This window comes from Catenuloplanes nepalensis (genome assembly GCF_030811575.1).
In the GTDB taxonomy this organism is placed as follows: Bacteria; Actinomycetota; Actinomycetes; order Mycobacteriales; family Micromonosporaceae; genus Catenuloplanes; species Catenuloplanes nepalensis.
Genome location: NZ_JAUSRA010000001.1, coordinates 4890682 through 4907096, shown reverse-complemented (window position 1 = coordinate 4907096; position 16415 = coordinate 4890682). Strand labels below are relative to the sequence as shown.

14 protein-coding genes are annotated in these 16415 nt (G+C 72.4%); 9 read left to right on the top strand and 5 right to left on the bottom strand.

What is annotated here, in order from left to right; all coding sequences use genetic code 11:
- Positions 1-79 precede the first annotated feature (79 nt).
- Entirely contained in the window at positions 80-457 is a 378-nt protein-coding gene (locus J2S43_RS21315; RefSeq protein WP_306831853.1) for a DUF3817 domain-containing protein, read from the top strand.
- A 28-nt stretch (positions 458-485) separates the two neighbouring features.
- Here J2S43_RS21315 and J2S43_RS21310 read toward each other — a convergent pair whose 3' ends face one another.
- A complete protein-coding gene (locus tag J2S43_RS21310; protein WP_306831851.1) occupies positions 486-1046 on the bottom strand; it encodes a hypothetical protein in 561 nt (186 codons plus the stop codon).
- Positions 1047-1304: 258 nt separating this feature from the next.
- Here J2S43_RS21310 and J2S43_RS21305 point away from each other — a divergent pair, with 258 nt between their 5' ends.
- The gene (locus J2S43_RS21305; protein ID WP_306831850.1) at positions 1305-1760 is read left to right on the top strand and encodes a hypothetical protein; all 456 of its coding nucleotides are present in this window, start codon (positions 1305-1307) and stop codon (positions 1758-1760) included.
- 9 nt (positions 1761-1769) lie between these two features.
- Here J2S43_RS21305 and J2S43_RS21300 read toward each other — a convergent pair whose 3' ends face one another.
- Complete coding sequence (locus tag J2S43_RS21300) at positions 1770-2168, bottom strand: ATP-binding protein (protein WP_306831848.1); 399 nt, start codon at positions 2166-2168, stop codon at positions 1770-1772.
- A gap of 183 nt (positions 2169-2351) precedes the next feature.
- Here J2S43_RS21300 and J2S43_RS21295 point away from each other — a divergent pair, with 183 nt between their 5' ends.
- The 5 genes from J2S43_RS21295 to J2S43_RS21275 all read left to right on the top strand — a co-directional run bounded on the left by J2S43_RS21295 (position 2352) and on the right by J2S43_RS21275 (position 10962).
- Positions 2352-4196, top strand: a complete 1845-nt coding sequence (locus J2S43_RS21295; protein WP_306831846.1) for an ABC transporter ATP-binding protein — start codon at positions 2352-2354, stop codon at positions 4194-4196.
- Positions 4197-4215: 19 nt separating this feature from the next.
- Entirely contained in the window at positions 4216-6513 is a 2298-nt protein-coding gene (gene secA2 / locus J2S43_RS21290; protein ID WP_306831844.1) for an accessory Sec system translocase SecA2, read from the top strand.
- 387 nt (positions 6514-6900) lie between these two features.
- Complete coding sequence (locus J2S43_RS21285; protein ID WP_306831842.1) at positions 6901-8988, top strand: ferric reductase-like transmembrane domain-containing protein; 2088 nt, start codon at positions 6901-6903, stop codon at positions 8986-8988.
- Positions 8989-9055: 67 nt separating this feature from the next.
- The gene (locus J2S43_RS21280; protein WP_306831840.1) at positions 9056-10579 is read left to right on the top strand and encodes an NADH-quinone oxidoreductase subunit NuoF family protein; all 1524 of its coding nucleotides are present in this window, start codon (positions 9056-9058) and stop codon (positions 10577-10579) included.
- Positions 10580-10725: 146 nt separating this feature from the next.
- On the top strand, positions 10726-10962 hold the full coding sequence (locus J2S43_RS21275) for a hypothetical protein (protein ID WP_306831838.1): 237 nt from the start codon (positions 10726-10728) through the stop codon (positions 10960-10962).
- Between the two features lie 53 nt (positions 10963-11015).
- On the opposite strand, the gene J2S43_RS21270 is transcribed toward J2S43_RS21275, so the two are convergent.
- The gene (locus J2S43_RS21270; protein WP_306831836.1) at positions 11016-11420 is read right to left on the bottom strand and encodes an ankyrin repeat domain-containing protein; all 405 of its coding nucleotides are present in this window, start codon (positions 11418-11420) and stop codon (positions 11016-11018) included.
- Between the two features lie 17 nt (positions 11421-11437).
- Positions 11438-11848, bottom strand: a complete 411-nt coding sequence (locus tag J2S43_RS21265; RefSeq protein WP_306831835.1) for a VOC family protein — start codon at positions 11846-11848, stop codon at positions 11438-11440.
- A 160-nt stretch (positions 11849-12008) separates the two neighbouring features.
- On the opposite strand from J2S43_RS21265, the gene J2S43_RS21260 reads away from it, so the two are divergent.
- Positions 12009-12803, top strand: coding sequence for an alpha/beta fold hydrolase (locus J2S43_RS21260; protein WP_306831833.1), 795 nt, complete (start codon positions 12009-12011; stop codon positions 12801-12803).
- Positions 12804-13248: 445 nt separating this feature from the next.
- On the opposite strand, the gene J2S43_RS21255 is transcribed toward J2S43_RS21260, so the two are convergent.
- Positions 13249-14382 carry an epoxide hydrolase family protein gene (locus tag J2S43_RS21255; RefSeq protein WP_306831831.1) on the bottom strand — a complete coding sequence of 378 codons (1134 nt, stop codon included), beginning with the start codon at positions 14380-14382 and terminating at the stop codon, positions 13249-13251.
- A 66-nt stretch (positions 14383-14448) separates the two neighbouring features.
- Here J2S43_RS21255 and J2S43_RS21250 point away from each other — a divergent pair, with 66 nt between their 5' ends.
- Complete coding sequence (locus J2S43_RS21250; RefSeq protein ID WP_306831829.1) at positions 14449-16395, top strand: ATP-binding protein; 1947 nt, start codon at positions 14449-14451, stop codon at positions 16393-16395.
- Positions 16396-16415 lie beyond the last annotated feature (20 nt).

Sequence of the window (16415 nt, the reverse complement as noted above, 5' to 3'; positions counted from 1 at the left end):
GCGCCGCCGCCTTCCAGGAATCGTTTCAGCGCCTCTGACTACGATCTGCTGCCTAACATCTCCAACCTGCGGGGGAATCATGCGACGCGCCGTGCTGTCTCTGTTCACCATCGTGGCGATCGCCGAGGCCTTCTCCTGGACCGGGCTGCTGATCGGCATGTTCTTCAAGTACGTGGTGGTCGGCAACGAGATCGGCGTGAAGATCTTCGGGCCGATCCACGGCGCGCTGTTCACGGCCTACGTGGTGCTGACCCTGGCGGTCGCCGTGCGCAACCGGTGGCACTGGACGACCGCCCTGGTCGGGTTGATCTGCTCGATCCCGCCGCTGGCCACGCTCGTCTTCGAGCGCTGGGCGCGGCGGAGGGGCCTGCTGCGAGAGCGCGGCGTCGCCGAGACGCCGGAAGGGCTCCCCCTGCCTTCGGAAACCGGTGGCTCGGCGACGCACGAGAGCGCTTGAGCCGGAGGGGGCGGAGCGCCGACCGGAATTACAGTGCGAACCACAGCGTCACGGCGAGCGCGATGATGACGATGCCGGCGATGGCCTGGAGCAGCATGCCCGGGCCGAGGTGTGACCAGATGGTCGGCGGGTGCGGCACTATCACCTGCTGCGTGGTGATGTTGACGATCCGCTCGACCCGCGGCTGAAGCTGCGGGTCCTTCTGCCGCCGCACGGTGACCTGGATGTGGTCCTGCCGGATGATCGTGCTCTGGCCCACGTGCCCGTGCAGCTCCATCTCGTAGAGCTGGCCGTCGTCGCCGCGGATCCGCATCGGCGTGACCAGGAACTCCGGCCCCTTCTTCAGCTCCTTGAACTTCCGCCGGGTCGCGCCCTTGCCCGCGGCGCCGCGGACCAGCGTGAGCAGGGCCGTGCCGACCAGCTGGGCCGTGGTCGCGGCCACGAAGATGAGCATCAGGACCGGCTGGTCGACCTTGAGCTCGCGGGTGTAGCCGGCGAGGTAGTTGAGGAACCGGCCGGTCACCACGGGACCGAATCGGCGGACGACGGGCTCCGGGAAGAGCTCCTTGTCCCAGACTGCCTCGGGCATGGGTGTCACTCCGTTTCTCCTGCCACGGCGCTTCTGCTGCAACCGGTTTGAACGCTGCGTGAGCGTGGCACCCTCCGATTCTACTTTCGGTAGCCGATAGGCGACATTGAGTGAATCGCACGTGATAACAAGTTCTAACAAGCACAAAACGCCCATACGGTACGGGTGGCCGCGCGCGGGTGGTGCTTTCCGCCGCGCCGAGCCCGGTTTCAGGGGAAGATATCGGGCATATGCCGCGCGGATCATCGGGGGAAAGTGATGAGCAGTCACTCGTACATCAATCCGGAGAGCGTCTTCGCGCAGACGGCGCTGGAGATGGTGGCGATCCACGGACCGGAGAACGGGGACTCGGACGACACCATGTGCGACCGCTGCCAGCAGCCGCTGCCCTGCCCGCCGGTGCGCAACGCGATGCCGGTGCTCGAGGCGGCCGGGCTGCCCGTCTATCCGCCCGGCAGTGCGGAGGCGCGCCGCGCCGCGGCCGAGTCCGGGCTGGGCCGGGCGGTGGGGCCGCCGTCCGGTGCCACGCTGCCGGGGGTTTCGAAGCCGGCCGGTGCCACGCTGCCCGGCCTGCCGGAGGCGACGCTGCCCGGCCTGCCCGAGGGGGAGCCGGTGGAGGCGACGGTCGGCGCGCCGGCCGCGGAGGGCGCGCCCACGTCGCCGGACGGGCCGCCGGCATGGCCGGACCCGGCGTCGGCCCGCGCGGTCGCCTGAGCCGCGCGGCTACTCCGCGTTCGTCCGCAGCGCCGCCCAGACGACCTTGCCGCCGTCGGGCAGCGCGAGGCTGCCCCACGCCTGTGACATCTCGCCGACCAGCAGGAGGCCGCGGCCGCCCGGCGCGTGCGGGTCCGGGTGAGTGGCGACGGCCGGGCGCGGGCTGCCGTCCCGGACCGCGAGCAGCAGTTTCCCGTCGGCGATCGCGAGCGTCATGTCCATCGGGGTGCCGGCGTGCCGGACCGCGTTGCTGACCAGCTCGCTGGCGATCACGCAGGCGGTGTCCGCGAGCGCGGGCACGTTCCACCGGGCACAGGCGTCGACGACCAGATGCCGGGCGGTACGACTGGAGTCCGCAACCGGTGGCAGCGAGGCCCGAACCGTATGGTGCGAGGGCTGGGCTGTCATCACTGGCGACGGTCTTCCCGCTCGGCGGTACGCGTTCGGAGCAGGTCACAGATACCCAGGATGACCGAAGCCGAAACAATCCGTAATTATGTAGCTATGTGTGCCATCTCGGTCGCGCGGAGTACCTGAGTTTTCGCTGAGGGCGGAGGGCCGATCCGGGCCTTCCTGGCTAGCGTTGACCGCATGACGGGGGAGACCACACCACCGGTCGGGCTGCGCGCGCTCGCGCCCCACCTGCGCTCGCACTGGCCCACGCTCGCGCTCGTCGCGGTGCTGTCCATGCTGGGTGCGGCCGCCTCGCTGGTCCAGCCGCTGCTCACCCGCGACCTGCTGGACGCGATCGGCGCGTCCGAGTCGGTCGGCGGCCTGGTCGCACTGCTGGCCGTGCTGGTGCTCGCGGCCGCCGGCATCAACGCGGTCCGGGACTTCCTGTTGCAACGCACGGCCGAGGGCGTGGTGCTCGGCACCCGCCGCCGCCTCGCCCACCACCTGCTGCGCCTGCCCATCGCGGAGTACGACGCACGGCGCACCGGCGACCTGCTCTCCCGTGTCGGCGCGGACACCACGCTGCTGCGCGCGGTCGTCACGTCCGGCCTGTTCGACATCGCGGCCGGCGCCGTGATGGTGGTCGGCGCGATCGGCGCGATGGCGCTGCTCGACCCGCTGCTGCTCGGCGTCACGCTGCTCGCGCTGACGCTCGGCATGGGCATCGCGATCACCGCGTCCCGGCGGGTGCGCGCGCTGTCCCGCGCCACCCAGGCCCGCATCGGCGAGATGACGTCCACCGTGGAGCGGGCGATCTCCGCCGCGCGCACGATCCGCGCGGCCCGGGCCGAGGGGCGCGAGGCCGACCTCGTGGTGGCCAGCGCCGAGGGGGCCTATGCGGCGGGCCTGCGGGTGGCCCGGCTGCAGGCGCTGATCTCCCCGGTGGCGACCACGGCCACCCAGGGCGCGTTCCTGGCGGTGCTCGGCGTGGGCGGCGCGCGCGTCGCGGCCGGTGACATCACGGTCGGCGACCTGGTGGCGTTCATCCTCTTCCTGTTCTTCCTGGTGATGCCGCTCGGGCAGGCGATCGGGGCCTATACGCAGCTGCAGACCGGCCTCGGCGCGCTGGAGCGGATCGAGGAGGTGCTGCGCATCCCGGCGGAGGAGCACGGCGCCGGCCGGGCCGAGGCGGCGGCCGGCCGGAACGATCCGGTCTCCGGCCGTACCGCGGTGGAGTTCGAGGGTGTGGGTTTTGCCTATCCGGCGGCGGACGGGCCGGTGCTGGGCGACGTCAGTTTCACCGTGCCCTACGGGACGCGGACCGCGCTGGTCGGCCCGTCCGGCGCGGGCAAGTCCACGCTGCTGGCGCTGGTCGAGCGGTTCTACGAGACTACGGCCGGCACGATCCGGGTGGACGGGCGGGACGTGCGCGAGCAGAGCCGCGACGCGCTGCGCTCCCGCCTCGGCTACGTCGAGCAGGAGGCACCGGTGCTGGCCGGCACGATCCGGGAGAACCTGCTGCTCGCCGCGCCGGAGACGGACGACGCCCGGTTGCTCGCGGTGCTGGAGTCGGTCAACCTCACCGGCATCGTGACCCGCGCCGGGGCGGGCCTGGACGCGCAGGTCGGCGAGGGCGGGGTGCTGCTCTCCGGCGGCGAACGGCAGCGGCTCGCGATCGCCCGCGCGCTGCTCACCGACGCGCCGATCCTGCTGATGGACGAGCCGACCAGCAACCTGGACGCGCGCAACGAGGCCGCGCTGCGCCGCGCGATCGACGCCGCGGCCGAGACCCGCACGCTGCTGGTGGTCGCGCACCGGCTCTCCACCGTGGTCGAGTCCGACCAGATCGTCGTGATGGAGTCCGGCCGCGTGGTGGCGACCGGGCGACACGAGGAGCTGGTGGACTCCAGTCCGCTCTACCGGGAGCTCGCCGCGCACCAGCTGCTGGTCCCGGAGGCGGAGCCTTCGGTCGGGTCGGGGGTGGGCGGCCGGGGCGGCAGCGGGGCGGATCTGGCCGATGCCCCTCACCACTCAGCGCCGTGATGAAGTAGCGTTTCGCACCATGGGTGTGTCGTCACGGTTGAAGAGCCGCTTCCAGAAGTTCCTGCAGCGCCCAGGGACGACCGTCGATCTCGCGCCGCTGCAGAAGCGGCTGACCGCGGTCGAGGCGCTGGAGGAGGAGCTCAAGGAGCTAGACGACGCCGAGCTGACCGAGCGGGCCGGCGAGGCGGACGAGGTTGTCGAGATCTGCGCGATCGGCCGCGAGGCCGCGCGCCGCGGTCTGGACCAGAGGCCGTATGACGAGCAGGTGCTCGGCGTGATGGCGCTGCTCTCCGGCAAGGTCGCCGAGATGGCCACCGGTGAGGGCAAGACGCTCACCGCCGCGATCGCCGCCTACGGCCACGTCCGCCAGGGCCGCGGCCCGGTGCACGTGCTCACCGTCAACGACTACCTCGCGGCCCGCGACGCCGACTGGATGCGCCCGATCCTGACGCTGCTGGGCCTCACGGTCGGCTCGGTCACCGAGGCGTCCACGCCCGAGGAGCGCCGCGAGGCCTACGGCTGCGACGTCACCTACGTCTCCGTCTCCGAGGCCGGCTTCGACTACCTGCGCGACCAGCTGGTCGTCGACATCGCCGACCGGGTGCAGCGCGAGTTGTCCACCGCGATCGTCGACGAGGCCGACTCGATCCTGATCGACGAGGCCCGCGTGCCGATGGTGCTGGCCGGCACCGTGCCCGGCGAGCAGGACCCGGTGCACGCCGCGGCCTCGCTGGTCAAGGGCCTGCGCCGGAACGTCGACTACGAGATCGCCGAGGACGGCCGCAGCGTCGCGTTCACGACCGAGGGCACCGAGAAGATCGAGAAGAAGCTCGACGGCATCGACCTCTACGCCGACGAGAACTTCGACCAGCTCGCCGCGCTCAACGTGGCCCTGCACGCGCACGCGCTGCTGCACCGCGACATCGACTACATCGTCCGGGACGGCGCCGTCGAGCTGGTCGACGAGTCGCGCGGCCGGGTCGCCCAGCGCCGCCGCTGGCCGGACGGTCTCCAGGCCGCGGTCGAGGCCAAGGAGGGCCTGACCGCGACCAGCGAGGGCGAGGTGCTGCAGACCATCACGGTGCAGTCCTTCATCGCGCTCTACACGACGGTCTGCGGCATGACCGCCACCGCGGTGCTCGTCGGTGACCAGCTCCGCGAGTTCTTCAAGCTCGAGGTCGCGGTGATCCCGCCGCACAAGCCGAACATCCGCGAGGACCTCTCCGACCGCATCCTCGCAACGCGGCAGGAGAAGGAGGACGCGCTGGTCAAGGAGATCCAGGAGGCCCACGAGACGGGCCGCCCGGTGCTGATCGGCACGCGCGACGTGAAGGAGTCGGAGAGTCTGGCCGCCGCGCTGGAGGCCGCCGGCGTCCCGTGCGTCGTGCTGAACGCGAAGAACGACGCCGAGGAGGCCGCGATCATCGCGGAGGCCGGCAAGCGCGGCGCGGTCACGGTCTCCACCCAGATGGCCGGCCGAGGCGTCGACATCCGGCTCGGCGGCAGCGACGAGGCCGACCACGACGAGGTCGCGGAGCTGGGCGGGCTCTACATGATCGGCACCGGCCGGTTCGACAGCGGCCGCATCGACGACCAGCTGCGCGGCCGCGCCGGCCGGCAGGGCGACCCGGGCACGTCCGTCTTCTACGGCAGCCTGGAGGACGACCTGATCGTGCGGAACGCGGGCGACATGATCCCGCCGTCGCCGCACATGGACATGGCCGGCGTGGTCACCGACGAGCGGGTGGACTACGCGGTCGGGCACGCGCAGCGCGTCGCCGAGGGCGTCGGCCACGAGATCCACCGCAACACCTGGCGATACAACGTGGTCATCGAGCAGCAGCGGGTGGCGCTCTCCGAGCGTCGCGAGCGCCTGCTCACCACGGACGTCGCGGCCGACATGCTGAAGTCGAAGTTCCCGGACGAGACCGAGGAGATCGACGACGAGGTGCTGAGCAAGATCTCCCGGTCGATCGCGCTCTACCACCTCGACCGGCTCTGGGCCGAGCACCTGTCCTACCTGTCCGAGGTGCGTGAGGGCGTGCACCTGCGCGCGCTCGGCAAGCTGGACCCGCTGGACGAGTTCCACCGGGCCGCGGTGCCGGCGTTCGGCAAGATCATGCCGGAGATCGAGGACCGGACGGTCGACACGTTCGCCGAGATCGACGAGGTCACCGACACCTGGGAGCCGGCGCAGGCCAACCTGGTGCGCCCGTCGGCCACGTGGACCTACCTGGTGCACGACAACCCGTTCGGCTCCGAGCTGGACCGGCTCATCGCCGCGGTCGGCCGTCGTCTGGTCGCCGGCGGGAGATAAACGACATACCACGCACGGGTGAAGCCCGCCTTGTCCGGTTCTGAGACGGTAAGGCGGGCTTCATGCTGTCTCATTCATTACCCACCGCATCGCCGCTCAACGCCCTGAGTGATGTGGTTCCCGCCTCATGAAAATTCTCAGAATCCGTTAATCCTTCCATGGCTACCGGTGCGTACATCGTGGCGAACACAGCAGGCGTGCGGATGAGCCCCGCGCGAGGGCTGGGTCACACAGGGTTCTGGGCTTTGAACGGGCGATGGGAATACAGGGATGACCGTGAGTTGCGCGAAACGACTTCATAGCTGAGGCCGTACGAAGGACGCGCGGACCGTCAGGGATCCGGCCGCGCGCAACGGTGGTGGCGCGAACGCAGAAGATCGAGGAGCGATGGCTAAACGCAAGCAGGTTCAACGGTCCACCCGCGAGACCGGTCCCGCCGTGGCCCCGGCCGACGGCGAGAAGAAGAAGGGCATGTCGGCCGGGATGTCCTGGCTGATCATCGGCCTGGGCGTCGTCGCCTCGCTGTGGGCCATCGGCGCGCTGACCAACGCGGGTGTCGTCCCGGCCGCGTACCTCTTCGCGTACCTGGACTTCTACGCCGGCGTGGTCGTGCTGGTGTCGCTGTCGATCACGGTCATGGTCGGCCTGGCCGCCACCGACCGGCTCATCCTCACGCCCAGGCACCGCGTGCTCGTCCAGGGCGTGCACCGCACCACCGGCACCATCGCCGTGTCGTTCCTGCTGCTGCACGTCATGGTCAAGATCCTCGAGGCGCACGCCTCGTTCATCGACCTGGTCATCCCGTTCATGAACCCGAACACGCTCTACGTCGGCATGGGCACCATCGCCGCATGGTGCCTGGTCGGCACGTTCTGGAGCGGCATCGCCCGGGTCAAGTTCGCCGGCAAGGGCAAGCCGTGGATGTGGCGCGCGGTGCACTCCATCGGCTACCTCGCCTGGCCGCCCGCGCTCGGCCACGGCCTGCTCGCCGGCCGCGCGGCCGCCACCTGGGTCGTCGTCTCGTACATCCTCTGCGTGGTCGGCGTCGTCATCGCGATGCTGGTTCGGGTGGCGGGCGTCTACAACAAGCGCATCTCGCAGCCGAAGGCCGTGCCGTCCGCGGCGAAGGCGGCCGGCAAGGCGCAGGCCGGTCCGCTGGAGGCCGCGAACGGCGCCCGCGCGACCTCGAACCGCCCGATGTACCGCGGCGCGGTCCGCAACCAGCCGTCCGCCGAGGAGTCGCTCAGCGCGCCGCGCGGCGCGGCCTGGGGCGGCTTCTCCGACACCGGCGCCGAGCAGCGCCGCCAGCGCCAGTCGCCGCTCCCGGTGAACGCGCTGGAGGAGACGCAGCTCATGAACAAGATCTCCCGCGACGTGGTGGAGGAGGCGGAGGAACTGGTCCAGGCCGCGGCCCGCCGCGCACCGGCCACGGCCACGCTGGACGAGGACCTGATCGAGACCCGCCCGGTCCGCCGCGCGCCCGCGCCGCGCGAGCCGGAACCGGTCGACGACTACGAGGACGAGGCGCCCCGGCGTACCGCCCGCCGCCCGCTCGTCCCCGAACTGGTGGAAGAGGAGGAGGCCCCGCCGGTCCGCCGTCCCCGCCGCACCGAGGACGACTACGACGAGGCCCCGGCCCCGGTCCGGCGCGCCGGCCGGGACCCGGAGCCGGAGTTCGACGACGAGTTCGAGGACGAGGCGCCCGCGCCGCGCCGCACCCGCCGGCCGGCCGCGGAGGCCCCGGCCAAGCCCGCGCCGCGCCGATCCCGCCGCACCGAGGACGAGGAGGAGTTCGGCGAGGCACAGATCTCGGCCGCGGCCACGCCGCCGAGGCGGACCCGCCGGGCCGTGGAGGAGCCGGAGGAGACCGCCGCGCCGCGCCGTGCCCGCCGGGCCGCGTCGGAGGAGGACGACGACGCCTACGTGACCGGCGAGTACGAGACGGTTTCCCGCCGTGGCCGCCGCGCCGCGACCGCGGACGAGGAGGACGAGGTGGCGGCCGCCACCGCGCCGCGCCGGGCCCGCCGCGCCGCCGAGGTGGAGGACGAGGAGGACGAGGTCGCGATCGCCACCCGGCCGCGCCGTGCCCGCCGCGCCGCCGAGGAGGACGAGGAGGAGGACGCCCGCCCGCGCCGCTCGCACCGCGCCACCGAGGACGCCGAGCCGGAGGTGGCCGAGGTCACCGGGCCGCGCCGGGCCCGCCGTGTCCCCGCCGTCCCGGAGCAGGAGGAGGAGGCCGCGGTCGACGAGTACTGGCGCCCGCCGGCGAACCCGGTCAGCCGGTACGAGGAGGAGACCCCCCGCCCGGACTTCAACGGCGACGACACCCCGACGCTGGTCGATCTCACCGCTCGCCGGGCCGCCCGCTCGGCCCGCCCGGCGAAGGAGGCCAAGACGCGGCGTCCCGGCCGCGCCGCCGCCGACGAGGTCTCCGACGACGAGTTCTGGGCGCGCATGCGCGGCGAGGCCAAGTAGAGTCGCTTTCTCTTCCCGGGGAGCCCGCTCCCCGCACGACCCGTACAGCACGTGAAGGAGACAAGCGGTGAGCACAGGCGTCGTGCCTCCGGTGGGGTGCATCGGCCCGGCCCGGCTGACGGCGGGGTTCGAGGACTTCGGCCGGCTGGACCTCTATGCCCACCTGGAGATCCACGGTGACCTGCGCCCGCTGTCCGCCGACGATCTGATCGACCTGGCCGAGAAGATCAAGCTCACCGGCCGCGGTGGGGCGGGCTTCCCGTTCCACCGCAAGGTGAAGGCCGTCGTCGAGTCCGCCGACCGGCAGGACCGCGCGCCGGTCGTGGTGGTCAACGCCACCGAGGGTGAGCCGCCCTCGTGGAAGGACAAGATGCTGCTCACCCGGGCACCCCATCTGATCCTGGACGGGGCCGCGCTGGCCGCCTGGGCACTGGAGGCCGAGGAGATCGTGATCGGCGTGGCCGACGACGGTGTCGGCCAGAGCTCGCTGGAGGAGGCGCTCGCGGAGCGCCGCATGCCGGCACCCACCCGCATCGTGACCGTTCCGCACCGGTTCATCGCCGGTGAGGGTGGCGCGCTGGTCCGCGGCATCAACGGCGAGGCGCACATCCCGCCGGGCATCAAGCAGCGTTCGTCGGAGAGCGGCGTCAACGGCCAGCCGACGCTGCTGTCGAACGCGGAGACGTACGCGCAGATCGCGGTCGCGGCCCGGCTGGGACCGGAGGAGTACGCGTCGGTCGGCACGAAGAAGGAGCCGGGCACGGTCCTGCTCACGGTCGGCGGCTCGGCCGCCCAGCACATGGTGCTGGAGTGCCCGACCGGCGTGCCGCTGCGCGAGGTGCTGGACATCTGCGGCGCCACCGAGGGCCCCGGCATCCTGGTCGGTGGCTACCACGGCAAGTGGATCACCTGGGAGAACGCGCAGAAGGCGGAGATCTCCCGGGAGAGCTTCGCCGCGATCGGCGGCACGCTCGGCGCCGGCATGATCATCCCGCTGGGCAACGACACCTGCCCGCTCGGCGAGGCCAGCCGGATCGTCCGTTACCTGGCCGGTGAGTCGGCCGGTCAGTGCGGCCCGTGCCGGCTCGGCCTGCCCGACGTGGCGAACCAGTTCCAGCTGCTCACCGCGTCCGGTTCGGCCGCGGCCGAGCAGGCCGTGCGGAACGCGGCCGGCATGGTCCGCGGCCGCGGCGCGTGCAGCCACCCGGACGGCACGTCCCGGTTCGCGCTCACCGCGCTGGAGGTCTTCGCCGAGGACATCAAGCGGCACCGGCTCGGCGAGGGCTGCGGCAAGCCGGTCAAGAAGCTGCTGCCGATCCCGAACGAGCTGCCCGGCGGCCCGAGCATCGGCAAGCTCAAGCTCGACTGGGCACGCTGCGACGGCCACGGCCTCTGCGCCGAGGTCTTCCCTGAGCTGATCAAGCTGGACGGCAACGGTTACCCGACGTTCCCGGACGCGCCGGTGCCGATCTGGCTGGAGTCGGCCGCGCGCAAGGCGATCCTGGTCTGCCCCGCGCTCGCGCTGCACCTGGACAAGGGCGGCAACGACCGCGACAAGGTCAAGCCGAAACCCGCGCCCCGGCGCCGCTGACCGTACCCATGATCAGGGCGTCCCGCACGTCGTTCTGACGACGTGCGGGAGTGGGCTTGCGGCGGCGCGGAGTTTAGAGGTTCGGCAGGTCCGGGTACACCCTCCTCAACGGACGCACTCGAACACCCCTTGAGGAGGGCCGCCCCATGGCTTACCAGACCGGTCGCCGCAGCACCGTTTCGACCGCCCGCATTCTGACGATCATCGCCTTCGTGTGCGCGGCGCTCGCGCTGTTCGTCTCGCCGCTGATCTTCGGCATCGCCGCCATCGCGCTCGGCGCGGTCGGCGCGTCCATGGGCGACAAGCCGCTCGGCTGGTACGCCGCGGCCGCCGGTGCCGTGGCCCTGCTCCTCGGTTACCTGCTCGCCGTGTCCCTCCTGTAGGACACCTCGCTCGACAGGGCACCCCGCGCAACGGAACCGGTCGTGAGGTCACCTCACGACCGGTTCTCCGTCTCCAGCAGCGCCCGCATCTGGGGCAGCGTGAAGAAGTCCGCGGTGGCCAGCGCGCTGGGCGAGCCGTCCTCCGGGCGGGCGCCCGCGCCGAGCAGGATCGTCACGGTCTCCGCGTTCTGCCGGAAGACCGCGGCCGCGAGCGCGGTCTGGCCCCGGTCGTTCACCCGCGCGTGGTCGGCCCCCCGGGCCAGCAGCGCGGCCACGGTCTCCGGATGGTTGTGGTACGCCGCGAGGATCAGCAGCGTGTCGCCCTTGCCGTTGGTCAGGTTCGCCGGGACGCCGGCGTCGACCTGCGCGGCGAGCTCCTCGGTGCCGCCGGTGCGGGCCAGGTCGAACATGCGGTGGGCGAACTCCAGCGTCGCCTCGTCGAGCTCGTGCGTCGTCACGCCCACCACCCTAGGCTCTACTCCCGGGGCGCGCCGATGTTGACCATCCAGCTGATGCCGAACCGGTCGGTGAGCTGCCCGTATTCGTCGCCCCACATCTGCTTGGCCAGCGGCGTGTGCACGGTCGCGCCGTCCGACAGCTTCTCCCAGTACCCGCGCAGCAGCTCGGTCTCCTCGCCGCTGAGGCAGATCGTGATGACGGTGCCCGGCGTGACCTCCACGTCCGGCGGGGTGTCCGCGGCCATCAGCGTCATCCCGGCCGGCGTCTCCAACTGCCCGTGCATGACCTGATCGGCGAGCGGCCCCTCCATTCCGTACTGTCCGAACGTCATCACCTCGACCTCACCACCGAGCACGCCGCGGTAGAACTCCAGCGCCTCCTTCGCCTCGCCTCGGAAGTTGATGTACGGATTGAGCCGAGCCACCATGCCGTGCCCCCTTGACCTGCGTGGACCTTCGTCGCACGCAGCGTAGCCCGGGTGCGTGCACACGGCGCCCGGTTCACCCACCGGCGTGTTGACCGCCGAGCGATCACGCTCTGGGCATAAGCCACTGTGGAGTCGCCCGGATGCGCCTAGATTGAGTCGTATGAGCGGTCTCCCGGTGTGGTTCGAGGCGCGTGGCGCCGGCCCTGTGATCATCTTCCCGTGCCGGACCCGCAAGGAACACGCGGACCTCGCGGAGCGGCTGGCCGACCGGTTCCGCGTGGTCCGCTACATGCCGCGCCACGTCACCGGCATCGACGCACCCGAGGGCGACGCCGAGGACTGGGTGACGTGGGAGGAACAGGAGGACGGTCCCGCGTTCTGGGGCGGCAAACCGATCGAGGACTTCCCGGTCGAGCTGGAGGTCGCCGACCTGCACCGGGTCGCGGACGAGGCCGGCGCCGGCCGGTTCGTGCTGGCCGGTTACTCCGGGACGGCCGCGCTCGCCGCGTTCCTCGCACCGCTCACGCCGCGCGCGGCCGGCCTGCTCGCCGGTGGGTTTCCCATCCTCGGCTCCAAGGAGTACTGGATGGGCTCCTCGGAGGGCGCGCGCCTCGCCTACCTGACCGCGGGCCTGCGCGCGCTGGCCGACAACGCGTTCGCCACCGCGCTGATGTATCGCGCCTGGCACGAGCGCGACGACCGGCCCGCGCTGACCGCTATCGGCGGCCCGAAGATCCTCTGGTTCGGCGCGAACGACGGCGAGCCCGGCTGCCTGCTGCACGAGTCCCGTCCGGGCATCCGCCTCGCCCGCCGCCTGCGGGAAACCCGCGCCGAGCTGGAGACCTGCGGGTTCACCGTCCTCGAACTCCCCGGCCTCGACCACATGTCCGTCCAGACCAGCCCGGACACCGTCGCCGCCCGCCTCCGCGTCCTCCTCGCCGAACAAAACTGGTAGAAGATCCCACAAGCGATATTCCCGCTCCCGGCGTGGTGCGGTCTGTTTGCTCCCGCGGGCGCTTGAGCTTGCCTGGGGGCGACCCCAGACCCCGATTTGCCCGCACCCGGCGTGGTGCAGCCCGTTTGCTCCCGCGGGCGCTTGAGCTTGCCTGGGGGCGACCCCAGACCCCGATTTGCCCGCACCCGGCGTGGTGCAGCCCGTTTGCTCCCGCGGGCGCTTGAGCTTGCCTGGGGGCGACCCCAGACCCCGATTTGCCCGCTTCCGGCGTGGTGCAGCCCGTTTGCTCCCGCGGGCAAACCCGCGGCGGCCTCCGCCGCCGCTCCGGTCGCCGCGTCGGAGCCGGTGCCGATGCTGGTCACCGAACACCCGCGATCTCCGCGCCCGGTCGCGAACCCGGGGGCGGTCGCGGACCTGGATCACCGGGGAGGCGGGCCGGGGCGTGTCACGGGGTGCGGGCGTGGCGGAATGCGGTGCGGAGTTCGGAGATCAGCAGGTCCGGGTGTTCCCAGCCGGGGAAGTGGCCGCCGCGGTCCATCTCGTTCCAGGCGATGATGTCGCGGTAGCGGCGCTCGGCCCACCGCCGGGCCGTGGGGTGCGGCTCGCCCGGGAAGAGCGTGAACGCGGCCGGCACCGTGATCGGCTGCGCGTTCATCTCCTCGGCCGAGCGCGGCCCGAAGCGCACGTTCTCCCAGTACCAGCGCGCGCTGGAGGCCCCGGTGGCGGTGAACCAGTAGAGCGCGATCGTGTCCGCCTGCCGTTCCTGACGCACGCCCCGGTTCTCGGCGAACGCGTCGAGGTGCTCGCCCAGCCACGCCGCGAGACCGGCCGGCGAGTCGGTCAGCGAGTAGCCGAACGTCTGCGGCCGCGCGCCCTGGAACATCACGTGCGGGATGCCGCCCCGGGTGAACACCTCGCGCCGCGCGATGATCCGGCGCTCCGCCGGATCGGTGGTGCCGAGGTCGTCCGGTAGCGGCGCGGCCAGCGGCATCGTGCTGTGCAGGCCCACCACCCGCTCCGGCGCGATCCGGGCCAGCTCGGTGGTGACGTGCGAGCCCCAGTCGCCGCCGTGCGCGCCGAACCGCGGGTAGCCGAGCTCGGTCATCAGCGCGGCCCAGGCCTGTGCCGTCCGGCCGAAGTGCCAGCCCGGCTCGGCCGGCCGCCCGCTGAACCCGAAGCCGGGCAGCGCGGGCACGACCACGTGGAACGCGTCCGCCGCCGCACCGCCGTGCGCGACCGGATCGGTGAGCGGCCCGATCAGGTCCTCGAACTCGAGCACCGAGCCGGGCCAGCCGTGCGTGAGCACCAGCGGCAGCGCGCCGGGCTCGGGCGAGCGCACGTGCCAGAACGCGATGTCGAGTCCGTCGAGGTGGGCCCGGTAGTGCGGGAAGGCGTTCCAGCGCCGCTCCAGCGCGCGCCAGTCGTGCCCGCGCAGGATGTCCAGCAGCGACCGGAGCCGGTCCAGCCCGATGCCCTGCGTCTCGTCGGTCGCGGCCTCGGGCAGCCGGGTGCGGTCCAGGCGTGCGCGCAGGTCCGCCAGGTCGTCGTCGGGCACGTGAATCGGAAACGGGGTGATCATGACTGTGGACGGTAGGCCGGATCCCGCCGCGGATCGATGCGTAAAATTGCGAAGTAGCCTTCTCCCGTGATCACTCTGGGACAGCGCCTCGGTGAGCTACGGCGACGTGCGTTCGTGGGGCGGGACGACGAGATCGCGCTCTTCCGGCGTACCCGCTCGGGTGTGATCTTCGTGCATGGTTCGGGCGGCGTGGGGAAGAGCGCGCTGCTCGACCGGTTCGCCGAGATCGCCACCGAGACCGGCCGGGAGTTGCTCCGGGTCGACGCGCGGCATCTGACGCTCGGCCCGGACCGGTTGCCCGAGCCGGCCGGCGACCGGCCCGCCGTGGTGCTGATCGACACCTACGAGCTGCTGGAGCCGGTCGACGATCAGGTCCGGGAGCGGTACCTGCCGTCGCTGCCCGCGGACACGCTGGTGGTGCTGGCCGGGCGGCGTCCGCCGGGCGTCCGCTGGCGGGCCGACCCGGCCTGGCGGGAGCTGGTCCACATCGTGCCGCTCGGTAACCTGCCGGCGGCCGACGGGCTGCGGTACCTCGCGGCGCAGGACGTCCCCGAGGACTCCCGGGACCGGCTGCTGCGGATCGGCCACGGCCACCCGCTGACGCTGTCCATGCTGGTCGACGCGGTGCGCCGGGGTGCGGAGACCGGTACCCTCGCGGACCTGCCCGACGTCGTCGGCGCGCTGCTGGCGCAGCTGGTCGACGAGGCCCCCAGCCCGCGACACCGCGCCGCGCTCGAGGTCTGTGCGCACGTGCCGGCCACTACCGAGGATCTGCTGCGCGCGGTGACCGGCGGCGACGCGGGCGAGCTGTTCGGCTGGCTGCGCACGCTGCCGTTCGTCGAGGAGGGCCCGCACGGGCTGTACCCGCACGACGTCGTCCGGGACGCGCTCGACGCGGACCTGCGCTGGCGCGACCCGGACCGCTACGCCGAGCTGGACCGGATGCTCTCCGCCGCGATTCTCACCCGGATCCGGGCGACCGCGGACCGGCGCGCGCGCCTCCAGCTGATCGTCGACCACATCGTCGTGGCCGGTGCCCGCTCCCGGATCGAGACGTGCCGGACGCCGCCGCCGGTCATGCGGGCGTACGTCGACGACCTGCGCGACGGCGACCGCGCCCCGATCGCGGCGATGACGGCCCGGTGGCAGGGTGCGGAGCAGGCCGCGCTCGCGGTGTCCTGGATGGACCGTGACCCGGCCGCGTTCCACGTCTTCCGCACGCCGGCCGGCGAGCCCCGGGGATACGCCGCCTGCCTCGACCTGACCGTGGACCGCGGCGGTGATCCGGGCGCCGAGGCGATGTGGCGGTACGTGCGGGAAACCGCGCCGCCCCGGGACGGCGAACGGGTCCGGGCCTGGCGGTTCTACCTCGACCGGGACCACGGCCAGCTGCCGTCCCCGTCCGTGACGCTCTTCGCCGCCTGCCAGACGCTCGACATCCTCACCGCGGAGAACGTGGCCTGGACGCTGGTCGGCGCCTACGCGGACCCGGACCGCTGGGACGCGACGCTTTCCAACCTCGGCTTCTGGCAAGCGGGGTCGTACGCGGTCGGCGCCACGGGCTACCCCGTCTACGCGCACGACTGGCGGCGCACCGGCGTGCCGGAGTGGATGGGCCAGGTCCAGGCCCGTCAGGCCGGCGCATCCACGCCGCGCACCTCGGCCGACGCCGGCGACACGGTGCTGGCCCGGCCCGAGTTCGACGACGCGGTCCGGGCCGCGCTGCGCGACCTGGACCGGCTCGACGGCAACCCGCTGCTGCGGTCCCGGCTGGTGCGCGGCGCCGGCCCGGACCCGGCGGTCGCGCTCCGCGGGCTGATCGAGGCCGCGACCTCCACGTTGCCGGACGCGCTGGCCGCGCTCGTCGACCGGACGTTCCTGCACCCGGTCACCACGCAGGAGCGCGTCGCGGAGACGCTGCACCTGTCGTTCAACACGTATCGGCGGCACCGGGACCGGGCCGTCGCACGGATCGCCGACCGGCTCTGGGAACGGGAGATCCTGTCCAGTTGAACCCTTGACCGGGGCGCCCG

Bases quoted from the DNA above. Each gene is read 5' to 3' on its own strand.
- J2S43_RS21300 (WP_306831848.1), bottom strand. From the start codon at position 2,168: ATGACAGCCCAGCCCTCGCACCATACGGTTCGGGCCTCGCTGCCACCG.
- J2S43_RS21260 (WP_306831833.1), top strand. From the start codon at position 12,009: ATGAGCGGTCTCCCGGTGTGGTTCGAGGCGCGTGGCGCCGGCCCTGTG.
- J2S43_RS21285 (WP_306831842.1), top strand. From the start codon at position 6,901: ATGGCTAAACGCAAGCAGGTTCAACGGTCCACCCGCGAGACCGGTCCC.
- J2S43_RS21295 (WP_306831846.1), top strand. From the start codon at position 2,352: ATGACGGGGGAGACCACACCACCGGTCGGGCTGCGCGCGCTCGCGCCC.
- J2S43_RS21315 (WP_306831853.1), top strand. From the start codon at position 80: ATGCGACGCGCCGTGCTGTCTCTGTTCACCATCGTGGCGATCGCCGAG.
- J2S43_RS21265 (WP_306831835.1), bottom strand. From the start codon at position 11,848: ATGGTGGCTCGGCTCAATCCGTACATCAACTTCCGAGGCGAGGCGAAG.
- J2S43_RS21310 (WP_306831851.1), bottom strand. From the start codon at position 1,046: ATGCCCGAGGCAGTCTGGGACAAGGAGCTCTTCCCGGAGCCCGTCGTC.
- secA2 (WP_306831844.1), top strand. From the start codon at position 4,216: ATGGGTGTGTCGTCACGGTTGAAGAGCCGCTTCCAGAAGTTCCTGCAG.
- J2S43_RS21255 (WP_306831831.1), bottom strand. From the start codon at position 14,382: ATGATCACCCCGTTTCCGATTCACGTGCCCGACGACGACCTGGCGGAC.
- J2S43_RS21275 (WP_306831838.1), top strand. From the start codon at position 10,726: ATGGCTTACCAGACCGGTCGCCGCAGCACCGTTTCGACCGCCCGCATT.
- J2S43_RS21305 (WP_306831850.1), top strand. From the start codon at position 1,305: ATGAGCAGTCACTCGTACATCAATCCGGAGAGCGTCTTCGCGCAGACG.